The organism is Pseudoalteromonas citrea (assembly GCF_000238375.3).
GTDB classification, from domain to species: domain Bacteria; phylum Pseudomonadota; class Gammaproteobacteria; order Enterobacterales; family Alteromonadaceae; genus Pseudoalteromonas; species Pseudoalteromonas citrea.
The window spans coordinates 447,054-463,523 of record NZ_AHBZ03000012.1; the positions used below are offsets into that span (position 1 = coordinate 447,054).

The following is a 16,470-nucleotide window of genomic DNA, read 5'->3' on the forward strand; positions in this document are numbered from 1 at the left end:
GAAGTAGTATGTCGATAAAACAACAATACTTTATCATCCGGCGTCAAAAAACATTCTGGCTTATGCTTAGCTTGGTTGCCTGCATGCTTACCCTAGAGTTGAGTGGGACTTTAGAAAAGTTAAATGCGCCCATTTATCACTTTTTAAACGTTGTACAATCCGAACAAAAAACCAATATTGTCGTCATTGAAAGTGCTAATTTACACAGCGAGCACAACGCGTTAATAGAGAGCATTCGCAACCACTCACCAAAAGCGATTATTGTTTTCTCAAATACCATTTTAAACAGTGCCAGTAATGAGAGTGATGGCGCCTTATATCCACACAAACAGACCAAGCAATGCTTACCGCCAGTTGGCAGTTGGGTTGGCTATAACATTATCTTTGATAATCTTAGTGCAAAAGACTGTAATAATATTTGGCATACCATATTCTCCTCAAAGACGTTACCAGACAAAGCCCTCGTTAACTTCTCATTACAACCCCATGCGTTACCAAAATTTAATAGTTCTCGATTACTCACGGGCGACATATTACACTCGCAAATTGAAAACAAAATTGTATTTCTTACCCAGTATTCTCATGGCTATGGGGTGCCATTAAAAGCGCCGAAACTCAGCCGTTTTCAAAACCCTGTATATTTACATGCCTATGTTGCACATAGCCTTGAGCAAAATACCTTAGTCACTATCTTTGATGGCTGGCCGTCACTCGCTATTCAATTGGGGGTTATGCTAGTACTTTTGGTACTTTATCAAAAGTTTGGCATCAACACCGACCTAGCCATTGCGAGTACCTTGAATATAATTTGGTTAACAATTGCGTACTTGTCATTACGTTATGCGTATATATTAATACCTGTAGGACAATTGATCACCTATACAATAATGACGCTGGCGTGGATGTTTTTTGCTAAAAAGTGGGTCGAAGAAGATGACTTACAAAGAATAATTAACAACATACATCAACGTATGTTAGGTCGCTATTTGCCAAAATCGTTTGTTGAACAAAGCAACCCTTGGGATGCCATCATCGAATTAGTAAAACAACAGCTCGACTTAGATAGAAGTATTTTTTTAGCCCGACAAGAAGGTGATCATCGTTTGTATGAAATCCGTGCGATAAATTGCCAATTATCCAATATTCATGAAATGCGCCGCGATTATGAACGTGCGCCCTACTCAGATGCTATTAAACAATTTGGTGCCGTATGTATTACCCGCCCTTTCTTCGACAATATAACTGAAACAGAAACACAGTATATGGTACCCCTGATGTATGCAGGTGATATTCGAGGGTTTTGGGCCATGACAGTCAGTACCAATGAACACTTTAATGAAGCCGCATTTTTAAAAAATGTGAACCGATTTGCCAATCAAATTGGTGAATTGTTATTCCACTACCGAATATTTAGCGATCAAGATAGTGCCAGCAATAACGTGTTAACGCGTACTCTGACCTTAAACTTAGAAAAGCCGTTGAGCCAAAAAATAAAGCTTTCTATCAACGAAATGGAGCAAAAGCTTACAACTCTCGAACATGTTTTTAATCAAGTCGGCTCCGCTACCATTTTATTCAATTTATTTGGCCAAGTGATTCAAACAAATCAAGCACTTGAGGCCCTTGCTCGCCAGCAAGGCTTAGTCATTTTTGATATGACAGCGCTAGACCTGCTATCAAAAATTGGTCAATTAGATCATGATGTAGCTAAAGGAAAGCTGCGCTACTTAACATTACATAAAGGCGAACTTTATCAGCCTGTTTTATTTGGCGAACAAGTCTACATTCTAGCAGTACGCACTATAGGCGCATCAGAAATAAAAAACAGTGCTGGCGACCCGTTTGAAGTAGGCGGTATTTTATTTGAGTTTATTAATATCTCAGACTTGGTGGCGCATTTAGATGACCCAAGCCTATTACTGTCACAATTATCTACCTTGACCCAACAACAAGAAATACAAAAACAGTCCGAATGGGTATCTGATTAATGGAGTGGATGTTCAATATATTCCCAAGCGGAGGTGGCCTGGGGCAATCGGTAATTACTACCGTATGGGTTGGTATCGGGGTAGTCTGCTTTTTAAATCTACGCTTTGGTTTTCCGCTTACGGGCTTAGTCGTCCCCGGATATTTAGTGCCGCTTTTTATCGTGAGTCCTACATCAGCCATTGTTATTCTGATAGAGGCCATTATTGTCTACTTGGTGATGAAACTATCCGCTAAAACAATGATGGAACGTTTTGGTTTTGCTGAAATGTTTGGCCGTGACCGCTTCTTTGCCATCATTTTGATCAGTATCTTAGTACGCGTTACCATGGATACCTTATTTTGGCCCACCATTGCAACTGCATTCTTTCAATGGGATATTACCTTTGACTATGCATCACAACTTTATAGTTTAGGCCTTGTTATCATCGCCCTTACCGCTAATGTAATGTGGAACGGGGGCTTTCGCTATGGTGCAAAAGTAACGCTTATCCAGTTGTTACTTACCTACTTGATAGTACGCTTTGTGCTTATGCCATACAGTAACTTTAGTATCGCCAATTTGGCTATCATGTATGAAGCCGTTGCAGCATCTATCATCGCAGCGCCCAAAGCCTACATTATTTTAGTCATTACAGCCTTTATCGCATCGCGAGCCAATATAAAATATGGTTGGGAGTTTAATGGCATCATGCTGCCTGCTTTGTTGGCTTTGCAATTAATGCAGCCGAGCAAACTCATTACGTCATTTGCTGAAACCGCCGTTATTTTAATTATGGGTAGTGCGCTATTGCACTTTACTCGTTTACGTCATGCGAATTTTGAAGGTGCCCGTTTATTACTGTTTTTCTTTAATATTGGCTTTATCTATAAACTCATTCTCAACTATGTTGTGATCCAATATTATCCTAGCTTAAAGGTCACAGACACGTTTGCATTTGGCTATATGCTTTCAACTTTATTGGCATTAAAAATATATCAAAAAAGTGCCTTAGGGTTAGTCATTCGCGCCACATTTCAAACATCCGTTGTCGGCGGGTTTATCGCCATCGCTATTGGCTTCGTCATTATGTTTGTGCCTTCCCTGTTTGGTTCGTCTCATATCAAGGAGCTACAAACTCAAAACGATGCCAGTGGCCTTACTCATATGATCAGTGAGTATAAAAGTTACTTATATACCGATCAAAAAAACCAAATTGAAATCAGCCAATATCAACAAAGTCAGCAGTTACAACAATTTCAATCTGCAGTACGGATTTTAAACAGAGACCGGCAAAACCCGCAAATATTCAATGATGCCCGAGCAATGCTGATGAAGCTCGACTTCCAGCTACGCCAAGATGATAAATATATTTACATTCAAGATGCTAGAAAGCTTTCGCTCAGAGGCTTATTTATTATGGCAAAACAGCCAATATCAAAGCTTCTTATAACGGTACCTCACCCTTCATCAGAGCGCCTCGCGAGTGATGCTGCTGGCCTGCTATTCTCCCATCTTGAAAGTGGTTCATTGCTTTTTGGTACTCAACAAACTCAGTCTTTAAGTGCCAGCTCTTCTAGTCAACAAAGTAAGTATTACCAAGCATTTATTAATGCACTTGATACAGAGCAAATCCTGCAGGTCAGAGAAATTAATAATCGTAGTCAAAGTGTTTTAAATAGCAGCCCATTTGTACATCAATGCCAGTTATGGGCATACAATCAACTGCCTAATGCAATTAGCCAGAAAGAATTACGAGAATTACTTAGCTGTAATAACAGCGCATTTGGCTTAGCGAGTGCATTTGGTTTACCTAGCGGGCAATTTTTAGGACAGTTCTTAGAAGTATTTTTGACCACAGCCAATTACACATCATTAATGTCAAAAGTGGCGTTAGCCAATGGTCAAATAAACCAAACGCCAATCATTACGTCTAACGAATCTTTAGAAAGTGCTATTGAGCGCTATATTCCTCATATTAGTGCTAAGGGCAGTGGTCACTTTCAGTTACTTTCCAATAATGAGGCCGCACTGTGGGAGTTTGAAATCCTTCGCCCACTCTACATTTTAGCTGACGGCTTAAACACACGGGTACTTAACGACAACATAAAAAACAGACTAAACCAAATCAATAATATCGCCAAAATGGTAGGCTACGAACTGACCTTAATGAACTCCCCACAGGGTCGTTACCTGATGGTTGCCCCAATACCTGAGCAACAGTTTTTTGAGCGCGGGCAAGGGATTTACTTCATAAATTTAAACCCAGCTAAATCATTAAATATTCAAGTACCCCGCCCTTTGTTTGAAAGTAATACTCTAAAATTTTCGGCTAAATTGTTTTCTCATATGCAAGGTAAAATACTCTCGGTCGCGGGGGCTCATCCATATGCAAACCCCAGTGCTAACGTAATGACTCCAGCTAACGTTAAGTCTTTATTCAACATTGTGCATCAGAGTGCGTTAAGGCATGACTTTGATAAAGGCATAATGAACTTACAAATACGCAGTCATAGTGCACCTTCTCACATTCGACCCAGTGCTATTGCATTTCAATTTACACACCCTCATTCTCGACAGAACCACATTCTTAGAGATTTGCGTAAAGCACTGACCAAACTTGGTGTAGCGCACCAAGTTGTTGAAGGACAAACTGCAACCCGAGGTCTTGAACTTGGTACCTCGCCGCAAACGGGCTATCAACTATTTGCACCCAATAGCGAATTAGCTACATTGTGGCTCGCATCAGACTTTAAACAACACTTCTCCATTTCTGAACAAGCACTATTGCAAAGACTGCTAGCAATTTCAGAGGTCGCCCAATTAACCAATTTAACACTGACAACACTGGGCCCATATGACTGGACAAAGATACCCAAAGAAGACCTTCATCAGCTACGAAAAATAACCAGCGAGTACGCCATATCACAGCATTTACCGCTGCTGACACATTACTGTCAAGTGTATAGTCGCTGCACGATACAGGCAACACGATTACAACCAGAGAATGAACTGGCCATTGCATTCAAAAAAAGTAATGCGTTAATAGCACTGTATTTACCTACCAGAAATAAACTCATTGACCAAGCCATGTATCAAGCCGCCATAAGTGGAGGTAAACATGTATTACATTAAGTGGTTACTGCGGATCAGTGCGTGGTTAATAGTACTTGCTACCATAGTGTGGTTTGGTGTGCGTTTTTATTTATGGTTGCAATCAGCTGAGCCTATGGCACAGCGCTCAGATAAAGAAACTCGCTCTAACGTACACTGGTTACAGCAAGATAAGCCACTTATTTATAATTTCTCGCCTTCGAGAACCTATAATTTACGTGTGTTATCAAATGCGATTTTTGCTCAACAAGTCGCGTTTGATAAACCAATCAACTACGCCATAGAGTATACCTTATTTGATAAAAACAATGTCGAGCTTGCCAGTAAAGTATACCATCATGCCTCTAAGCTAGCGCTAGATGCTGAGCAACAGCAAGTTAAGCAAATCATTGAAAATAAAGCCGCATTATCGGTCTCGTCTGGGCAGTCTTTCTATATTAGTAGCGAACAACTCACTAATGCCAGTCGTATTGCATTGCGAGTGATCCCTGAAGATCCCGCTTTAAAGGGAGTTGTTGTCAGGATCCACGCCAAAACCCCTATAGATACCGAAGATATGAATCGAGCTTGGCTCAAGCTTCCTGTTGAGTGGCGTGAACGCACCATTGCTTACCACACCATAGGCATCAATGCGATCACCACCCAAGAAATACGCAATGCAGTAACATTCGACTGGCTGAAACTCGCCCCTCAGGGAGTGCCCGATATAGACTTTAAAGCAGATACATTGTATGAAACATTACCCTATCACGTACTCACATATGACTTTGCTGCGCAACAACTCGACCTTGATAGTTTTTACACCAATGACAAGCTGTCAGCGTCATTCAGAGTCTATGAATCGGGTGATATTTCAGCACGTATATTAGGAAATATTGAGGATGTCAGCATCACATGGTACGACTTGAAACAACAACAGCCACCAAAGCCGTTACCGTTTAGCAAACTAGCACTCGCTGATACATACCTATTTGCAGATGTACCACCAGGTCTTATCGTGATCACATCCTCAACCTCCGTACAATCAAGTTGGTTTTTAGCCGACTCAACGCCCGTATCACCATTACATAGCTATTATTATCAAGTAGATAATAGCCTATCAGCACATTACCTAGTGACCCCAAATAGTGATGTTAATCTGCAATTTAGAGGCCCACCAAATAGCCATGTATCAGTGTCAGTCTATGACAAAGCAAAGCAACTACTCACCACACACTCAATACAACTCAAAGGTGAGAAAGCCTTGTTTGATCGGGTTATCACCCCAGACACACTTCGAAATATAACCACCGATACAGAACGATTTTATTTACGTATACCAAAAGGCGGTACTTTTTTGTCAATTCACAGCCAACATGCTATTGGGGTGAAATTACAGTCTCGTGAACAACAGTTTCATTATCAAGTCGCATTATGTGACACCCTTTGCCAAATAGACCCCGCTATTTTTACCGAGGTCGGCGCTTGGTTCTCCCAACAAGCGGAAAACGATTTTAGCTTCACAGAGCAACAAAAGTTGTTAAATGTGCGCTTATTCGAGTCCCCTCCAGAAATAAATATTGAACAAACGTATTACTATGGTACTGACCTCACGGCCATACTACCGCGCTCAAACACCGCATTGATCAAAAGTACATCGAAATACTTTCAACCAGCAGAGCCGCCAACAGACTTTCAATTTTCAGCAATATCAACTCTAAAAGACGTCACAATGCCAGCAGCTGCCCAGCTAGCAAAATCTCGTATTATCATGCTTTCAGACACACCCCCTTTTTATAGTGAGTATCCCCTTGAACAACTCGCTCACGACCCAGAAATAACAAGACAAGCTCTGAATACGCAACTCTACACAAACCTTGGTAGTCATAGAAAGTGGACTAAACAACGCCTATTTCGGCTAAAAAAAGGAACTCCTCTAACACTGCGCTTTAATAAACGGCCAGAATCTGTGGTGATCAAAACCTACTTAAATAAAGCACAGCCAGAGCCAGTATCACTCAATACTGTACTCAAGGGCACATTTTCAAATCTCGTCACCGATGAGTATACAATTTTACAAAAACGTTATGCGTTAATCGATGCAAATAAAGAGTCCGGTTTTTTACTTCACCCTGCTCAAACCGCACTTTTCAGCTATCCTTCAATTACAGTACCGATTAATAACGATTTAAAACTATTAGAAAAATTGACGATACAAGCAGAGCAAGATATTTGGATAAGCGTATTAGAAGAAACAACAGAACAACAAAAACAAGCAAAATGGTGGTTATATGAAACCAATTAGTCTTTACCTTATATGCGTATTTTTCTCAAGCTGCGCATTAAGTAATTATACACAACCACTGTACAAAGATATGTTCTCGTGGTTTAAAACTCCAGCGGCTATCACCCCCTGGCAACTTCAGCAGTCAGGTCAACAATGGATGTTGCGCGCAACGACCATGCAAGATGGCGGTGGCCATGTGTTTTTTAATCGATTAAATCAACGCTGTGTTGTGTCGGTGCCTCATCAGTTTTTTGACATGGGTACTTTACCCATTGGCCAATTTATTTACGATACCCTTTGCCAGGTAATGGTGAGTAACTCGCACCAACGCTACGTAAAAAGCCCAGACACTTATCCGATGGACTTCTCAAAGCGACCCTATAATATCCACAATGCAGCATTGGTTGCCTATCAAGCCCATAATATCAATGCAAAAGTATTTCAAATACATGGTTTCAGCAATAAAAAAAGACGCACTAAGCAAGGTAAAAGTGCCGAGGTTATTGTTAGTCAGGGTAAAACCTCTAATTTAACCGGGAAGCAGCTTACCACTTGCTTTAGTCAGCTGGGGTTTAATGCCTTTTTATATGGCACATCGATTAACGAGCTCGGTGGCACAAAAAATATTGTCCATAAGCTTGGTCTTCAGCCACATTCATTTATACATATTGAGTTAAACAAGGTAACACGCTCCCGTTTACGTCAAAATCCATCACTATTGAAAAAGTTTACGACATGTTTAAGCCGTACTATTTAAGCTTCCTTGTTTTGTTTTGGGCCCTACAAGCAAAAGGCTCTGAGACACCGCTAAAAACTGCACCCATTTGGTTACAGCTACCAAGCGCGGTGCAGCACCTGTCAACGCCTTCGCAATACCTTCGTCTTAATCCCTATGCTCAACAAGTTGCATTTGTAGGTCAAGGTCAATGGTTAGACATTCCCGCTAGTCTATTAAGAAGCATAGAAATATGGCAAGGTTCGACACTCTTAGCTATGCGAAAAATGACCCTACAAGAATTAACTTGTCATAAAGCGCGATGCCAATTGCCAGTTATGCATACAGATCAACTTATCAAGTTTCGTAATACGACTGAGGCACAACACACCTACCAAATATGGTTGGGGTATTATCATTCTCATATATCACCTTTTCGTCGCAGTCTTAAATTACCATTAAAAACAACAAGACTCGCTCTGGCACAAGATCATGAAACCTATTATCAGCTACCTAATAACAAACAAGTTACCACGTACTTTTCACAGGCAAAGAAATTAAAAGTCACGGTAAGAAAAAACCTAAAGTCATTAGTAGATAACGGCAGTGTAAGTCTTTATGTGAACCAACAACCTGTCAGTATTATTAATATTGCTAACCAACATGCCAATGAATATATAAATAACAAAGTCAGCACTGCCACTACCGACTACATTGCAGTGCCAAAAGGCAGCTATTTAACGGTAAAAAGTCATGGTCCTGCACTGATCAAATTAGAACAAATGCATCGAGGAATTAACGATGCCAGTGTGGCACAAAAGTACGATGAAAGCGTGTTTAACCCATATTGGGTCAAGAACCTCGACGAGACATTATCTCACATATATATCAGTGCTCAATTTGATGGCTTTTTGAATTTTAATTTTGCCAGAGCAAACCCTATTGAAAAAAAGCGTCACCAAGACTTACTCGGGACCATCAGTACGAAAAGATTTATATGGCCTGACGTACTCAAAACACCAGTAAAAACACGCTCAGTTGTCAGGGAAGTTAACGTAAAACACGCGCCACGAAAAGTACTTAACCATTTATACCCGAGTACAGTAAAACAAGATATATTAATTCACACCCTCAATAAAACACTCTCTTTTGATTGGGCAAACCTAAATCGAGTGAGAAACTATATCACCCTCTTCGCTCGTACTCCTGAGGATGTGCTATTAACAGCCGAAACGCCTGATCAGCATTTTAATTTTCAATTAAAGGCTGATCAGCACTTTTCTAAAATTACGCTGCCACTTGCGTTTGATGTAAACACCATTCGGTTTTTAACTGAAAATAATAAAACCGTTGAGCTTGCTGTGCAAGTTGATGACTTATTGCCGTTACCCAATAACGAGTTACTATACATACAAAAAGGGAAGTTAAAAGAAAAACTACCAGCTTTGTACACACACTTAAATACCTTAAGTCAGCGTACTGCCAATGCCTACCTAAATGGCATAACGCCTTATATGGCACCAATGCAAAGCCTATCATTAGCCGTTCAAGACACTCAACTTAACCATGTAAACGAACACCGCCAGCTTGGCAATGCATTACAATTTTTACACAGCAACCCTAAAGAAGCCCTCCCAATTCTCAAACAGCTGGTAGCGAGCCCTAATTTTGCAGTAAAGAAAAATGCTTGGCAGTTACGAATTAAAGCATTAGAACGCTTAAATCAACAGCGCCTAGCACAGAGCTATTTAGAAGGCTTATTGCGGTCTTTTGACCTGCGATTAAAGAAATTTGCAGCCACACAATTGATAACTCTTTATCAAAAAAACAATAATAGTTATCAGCTACAAGGCCTCTGTGCAGCCTTCATAAATGAGTTAAAACAATGTAATAGCATTACTGAAAAGCTATTTTTATCACAACAAAAGTATTTAGATGCATTATGGTCAGTGCACGACCAACAAGATGTTCTGTCATTAGATCCGACTCCGCTTCAGGTCACCAATTACCGAAGTTTAACGACACCTCCTCCACAACAAACAGATCATTATCGGATCACACATTTCGGGACCAACACCATTTTAGGTGAAACCAGTCAGTATAAAGCATTTTCACTTTCACAAGGGAAAAGCATCTCATTAGAAGCCACCAGCGATATCCAGTTACAACTGCGAGCCAGAGCACTTTGGCAGGATTCAGCTACAAGTGGTACGCAGTGGTTACATATTGATACACAAGCGACGCAATCAATAATTCCCCTGTTTTCAGATATTGCCTCAACGGCTCAAATACCTGCACTCGGCGCTCGGCTCTCCATTGCCAGTGAAAGTATCATCAGTCTAAAGAAAGGACAGACCATCTATCTACATAGTGAACCTAAAAGCTTTGTAAGTATTAGAACATTGCATAAAAGTCATATGGATACGCCTCAATCGCACACCGACAGTGTAGACTTTTTGTTTTCTACACCATTTGATGAACTCATTAATACCCCCTCTATTTCATTACAAACATTACTCACCAATGCATTGTGGCGCTTAGAAAAAGCACAATTACTGGAACATGAATTCATTTCACTCTTTGCGAGAATGGCAAATGAAAAGGTACCAGCAAACCTCGCCACACTCATGAGCCGTGTTGAGCACTTTGGTCATTGGCAAGCAAGTAAGGGCTATAGTGACTATGCGGGGACCCAATTAATAGATTCTGATGCTATTCTAAAACGCAGTTTAGCCGAGCAAATTAGCCGTCATTCAAGCAAAAACATACAACTAAATGGTGTTTTATTACGCGCCAACCATACTTTACATCTCGACATTAGTGACCTTCACGCTTTGCCAATCAAGCTCAAATTTACGTTTGCACCAACGGAGCTACAGCCAAATCAATATGCAAATGTACTGATTGAAGTGGCCAATCAACAAGTAGTATGGCCCGTAACCCCCAATGGAGCTGTGGAGTATGCACTAACTGAGGAGCAAAGCGCACACTCTCACATTAGTTTAAATTGGATAAACCCTTATGTGTCTCAGTTACTCAATGTCAGCATTGAAGTCTTTCAGCAAGGCCAATGGCAAAAAATTGCTCTTGATACTAAACAATTGTTTTATTTCTCGACAAAACAGCACCCCACCATATTACGGTTAGAGACAGACCAGGTATTAAAGATTGAAACCATCAACGACATGCAGCGCTCTGAGCAAATCGTTTTTCACCCTGCTGGCAAATTAATTTTACCTAGTACACATTCAAAGCTTGCGCGTGTATTTAACTGGCAACTTAAACCGAAAACATACAAACTATCTGTATCACCCCCCGTAACCCCCCTTGTGGCGCAACAACCAAAGCTAATACAAAAACCCGTGGCACAAACGTTTATAGATAACACCTTAACTATGGATGGCAATTTAACGCACATAGAGGGGTTTATGCGCTACGGCCGCTCTGGAATATTCGAAACCAGTGAACCCTTACCAGCAAATCATAGTTTAGATTTTGGTATTCGATTGCGTAATAACAATAAGCAGCATTGGTATCGAGTTGAGGCCGCCTACTCATTAAATAACCAAAATTATGATACTTACGCTGTTAATGCCATTCACAACTGGCAAGACAACAAGAACCATTGGTTTACTGAAGCTGCTCTATTTAACCGCTGGCAAGATAACAGTGCCCTATCGCAGAGCCACTATGCGGGCTTAGCGCGTTTTCGTATCGGTGAGAGTTGGCGTAATGATAAAAGTCATCGGCATCAATGGTGGTGGCAACCATTTTATTATTACACCAGTGTCAGTACCCAAGAGTACCTTGATGATTTAAAAATTAACCCTAGTATTTTTGGATTCTACCGCCAAGATCATATGCATGGCTGGCAAGCTGAGTATGAATATAGATATCAACCTTGGGTCGATAACCAAGTGAGCTTAGGCATGGGGGGGATTGCTAACCAAGATTGGCAATCTTTTGATAATGTCTATTTTAACGCTACCGTTGAGCAATATTATCAAGGCCAAATCTTCAGCGCTCAACTACAGAGTATTTACAAGTTCGCAGATGAGAATCGGCCTAATGACACCTGGCAGTATTTAACCCAATTGAGCTGGCAAACACTGTATGACTTTAGTGACACGACGGCGGGCTGGGTAAAGCTCAGTTGGACTCAAGACTGGTTTAATAATCAACATGCCATTGGCTTTGAAGTTAACTTAGGCAATTTACAAAATACCGGTTTTACACCATTTGCACACGACGAGATTCTATTTAAATCACTCCAGCTTTCACACTTTGCTGAACAAGATATTTATGGCCACTGAAAAATTACAACAACACCTTGAAACCTTACTGTTTGCTGATACTGAGAAGTTTTGGTTAAATTTGTACCATCACAAGTATCAAACTTTGGTAGATGAATTAGCAAACTGGGAGTTAATTAAGCACAAACCAGAGGCTGAACACCAAATAGACTGGTTACAACTGCAAACGATTGCCTTTTTGCGTCATAAAATTGAACAGCTTCATGCCAATTTACAGAGCCTTGAAGCAGGATATAAAAACTTCATCGAACGATTAGCAAAAGCAGATTTTGATGCCGAAAAAGAGCTGCATGTCCTCAACTATGCAGAAGAACTTGGTGCCACGCCAGAGCAACTGAAAGCAGATAAAGTCGCATTTTCGCGATGGTTTGATGAGGGAGCGGTTATTAGTCGCTATCAAAGCCAAGTGGCAGATATTGAGCAAAGCTTGAAGTTTCTTATATCGAAGCTGGGTGCCATTACAAAGCGGTATTTAAAAAGTAATGAATCGCTATTAACCCAAACATGGGAAAAACTTGATTTACAACCCTTCTTTTTACGGCTTTTAGAAGCCAGCCCAAATGCGCATGTTCGCCATGGTATGATCCGGGCATTAGTCAATCAGGTTGCTTTAATTCATGAATGCAACGTGGACCCAGAGCTAGACTCAGAGCTCATTGCAAAGCTCATTGAGCAGCTCGAGAATACCAATACTCCCTATCTAGCCACCATTGATATTTTAGAGATCTTAATTCACCAAAGGCCGACTTTTATTCGCAGTCATATGTGGGCATTACTCGATGAGTCGGTTCATAGTTACCCACATCAAGCAAAGGATAATGACCAGCTTTTTATTCTTAGTGCGATCCCTAAAGTATTATGTCGACAAAGCATATTGAGTGTGCAAGATGAGCGTCTGATCATACAGTGTGCTCAACACCCCTACCCACGCGTGCGTCAAGCGCTGCTAGAACAAATTAAACACTTTTCTGACCAATTGGCAAAAAACATTTTGCAAACACGCTTCGTAGAAGAGAGTTGTGACGCTGTAAGATTCACGATAATTAAACAACTTTCAGCAGCGCGCTTTTGTGATGACTCGCTGTCATTTGAACTATGGCGCAAAGTAATCGATGGCTCAGACAGTATCGCTATTAAACGTATTGCATTAGAACAAAGCGCTCGCATCATGCTCAATATGCAATTAGAAAGTAATGATCCGAATGCAGTTTTTAAGCTATTTATTGAACACCTCAATGTGGCACTCTCGGTTACTCAGAGCATTGCCATTAAACGCTGTATTACACGCACAAGAGAGCAATTATCGAGCTTCTACCAACAAACACTCATCGCTGAACTAGATACGCAAATTTCCAAAGGGATCAATATCAAGTTACCTGCGGATACACAGCATGAAGCATTAGGTAGAGCACTGAGCTACAGAGCACAACAGCAGCACGCCTTTAACGGCAAGCTAAGTGGTAATGCTTGGACTATTCGAATTGGATACAGAATGGGCCGACGAGTTTGGCGTATTTGGCATGAGTTTTTTCATCCAAGCACAGACAAGCGGCAAAGTTTTAGTCATGTACTTACAAAAAAGCCGAATGCCGAATTGCATGTGCCTAGCTGTACCGTAGCAGAAATCAGTGAGACCAATGTGCCAGGAGAGCCTCTATATCACTTATCAGAACTCAGTGCACGACCACACATCCCCTTACTTGACTACTTACTGTCTATTTTAAGTCAGGACAACTTAACCGCCCCAGCAAAAAGTTACACACCAGATGGCTTTTTAGAGATCACAAAGCCTACATCTTTATGGAAACGAGCCAAAGCATACTGGTACATATCCCATCACTTTAAGACCCTAGATAAGCTCCGAAAAGGTAACGAATTAGAGCAACAGCGGTTTATTGCACAGCTTAATGCCCTAGGCTTTACCTTACTATTCAAAGCATATGGCAACTTAGAAGGCGCCAGCTTCCCTGTTGAGCCTGGTATAAAAAAGCTATTCGAACGACTCGCTTTGTCTGCCCCATTACTCAATATTTGGCTTAGTTTTAAAGAATATCTGTATTCGATTTATCAAAATACCCTCTCTCAACTGGTGTTCTTTGTGGTTGGCTTTATTGGCTACTTCTGGGGGCGCCACATTTTTATTAGCCGTAAAATCATGAACAATCGCAAACATATCCCGGTCAGTATTGGTGGCTGGGGCACCAGGGGGAAATCAGGTACGGAACGCTTAAAAGCGGCGCTATTTAGTAGCCTAGCACTGCGGGTTATTACCAAAACCACCGGCTGCGAAGCCATGATGATTTACTCAAAAAGCTCTGGTGAACAATGTGAGATCCCACTATTTAGGCCTTTTGACAAAGCCAGTATATGGGAGCAAAGTGATGTACTTGCGTTTGCAACCTCAGTAAAAGCAGATGTGTTTTTATGGGAGTGTATGGGGTTAACACCCAGATATGTGAAAATTTTGCGACGCTGGATGCAAGACAACTTTGCGACCATCACTAATGCGTATCCAGATCACGAAGACATACTCGGCCCAACAGGTATAGATGTGGCGCGTGAAATGTCAGCATTCATTGGCGAAAATACGCAGGTGTTTACGTCTGAGCAAACGATGATGCCCATCCTCAATGAAGCGGCGACAAAAAATGACACCACATTAATTCAAGTACATTGGGGCGATGGTTTTCAAATCACCCCCGATATACGAGCGCTTTATCCATATGATGAACACCCTGATAATATCGCGCTCGTGGTAAAAATGGCACAATATATTGGCATTGAAAAAGACTTTGTCTTTAAAGAAACTGCTGAGCGTATTGTTCCTGATATTGGCGTATTACAACATTTTGATGCCGCGCCAATTGGCACTATAAAACAATCATTCGTTAATAGTATGTCTGCCAATGAACGCTTAGCCACATTAGAAAATTGGCGACGTTTGGGTTTGTTTGATATGAATGACCTCCCCCATATTCAAACCATTGCCCTAATTAACAACCGCAATGACAGAGTAGCTCGTTCTAAAGTGTTTGCGCAAATCGTCATTGAAGATTTAAGCTTTGATTATGTCGTAGTCGTCGGCAGCAATGTCGATGGTTTTTATGCTTATTTAGAGCAAGCACTTGAAGCACGAATAGCGCGTATTATTAGCAACCAAGACGATGCTGATTTAAAGCGTTTCATACAACAATTTAATATCGCAACCGATATACCCGACTGGCTAGACAAAGCCAATGTGGCCTTTCCTGATGATCCGCTCTCTCATGATGATTTAAAAAGCAGTGAGGCGTTAAAAACTGCGTTGGCGAATAAGCTAGATAATGATCAAAGACAAATTGATCTCTTAACGCTCAGCTTTGCCCACTTTACACTATTACAGCCCTTAAGGGAGTTAAAAGCTCAGACCATCACCATCCCAGATCTGAAACCGCTTATCACACTGTTTAGCCAGCGTTGTGTCATGATTGATAATCCACACATCACACCTGATGCACTCACCATAAAAATAAGCCAGCTAGCTTGTCACAATCAACACCAACTTATTGTCGGTATGCAAAACATTAAAGGGGCCGGATTAAACTATGTTTATGCATGGCAGAAATATCAAAAAACTCACCAGCTATGTAAAAAGCTTTTAAACAAACAAATAAATCAGGCTGAGTTTCGCGACCTCTTGATGCAGTTTGCCCAACAGGACAGATTCAGTGTGTTAGAAACCGACTACCTTGATAACGCGCTAATTAGCATCGCGGCATTGTCACATGCACAAAATGAATTTAGCCAAGCTGAAATAACCCATATAAAGGAAAAGCTAACCCATGCACATACGGTGATCAACAATGATGCACACACAGCACGCCGTTCAAAGCTACTCAATTTTGTTCTGCAGGTGATTGAGTCATTTTTAGATGCTGGCGCCGCAGTAAAAAGAAAAAAAACAGCACAGCAGGTCTATGTAGATATTGCTCAACAACGTATCACTATTGAAAAAGCAATTTCAGTTTTAGCCAAGCTAAACCGGGGACAGAAACCGGGCTGGTTATCATTACCAAAAGAAAAATAATCAAAAAGGATTAGAAATAGTTTATTCCAT

6 protein-coding genes are annotated in these 16,470 nt (G+C 40.9%); all 6 read left to right on the forward strand.

Going from position 1 to position 16,470, the window contains the following annotated elements:
- Positions 1-8 precede the first annotated feature (8 nt).
- From PCIT_RS02115 to PCIT_RS02140, 6 genes are read left to right on the forward strand one after another with little or no spacing between them, the layout of a single operon-like run.
- Entirely contained in the window at positions 9-1,988 is a 1,980-nt protein-coding gene (locus PCIT_RS02115; protein ID WP_010361571.1) for a hypothetical protein, read from the forward strand.
- 8 nt (positions 1,989-1,996) lie between these two features.
- On the forward strand, positions 1,997-5,101 hold the full coding sequence (locus tag PCIT_RS02120; RefSeq protein WP_238347984.1) for a poly-gamma-glutamate biosynthesis protein PgsC/CapC: 3,105 nt from the start codon (positions 1,997-1,999) through the stop codon (positions 5,099-5,101).
- Positions 5,088-7,364: a hypothetical protein gene (locus PCIT_RS02125; protein ID WP_010361568.1), complete on the forward strand. Its 2,277-nt coding sequence runs from the start codon at positions 5,088-5,090 to the stop codon at positions 7,362-7,364. Before PCIT_RS02120 ends, PCIT_RS02125 begins: the two co-directional genes overlap by 14 nt.
- Positions 7,351-8,103 carry a hypothetical protein gene (locus PCIT_RS02130; RefSeq protein ID WP_010361567.1) on the forward strand — a complete coding sequence of 251 codons (753 nt, stop codon included), beginning with the start codon at positions 7,351-7,353 and terminating at the stop codon, positions 8,101-8,103. Before PCIT_RS02125 ends, PCIT_RS02130 begins: the two co-directional genes overlap by 14 nt.
- Positions 8,082-12,374, forward strand: coding sequence for a hypothetical protein (locus tag PCIT_RS02135; protein WP_010361566.1), 4,293 nt, complete (start codon positions 8,082-8,084; stop codon positions 12,372-12,374). Before PCIT_RS02130 ends, PCIT_RS02135 begins: the two co-directional genes overlap by 22 nt.
- Positions 12,364-16,440 (forward strand): capsular polysaccharide biosynthesis protein CapB, encoded by a 4,077-nt coding sequence (locus PCIT_RS02140; RefSeq protein ID WP_010361565.1) that lies wholly within the window; start codon positions 12,364-12,366, stop codon positions 16,438-16,440. The genes PCIT_RS02135 and PCIT_RS02140 overlap by 11 nt, the downstream gene beginning before the upstream one ends.
- Positions 16,441-16,470 lie beyond the last annotated feature (30 nt).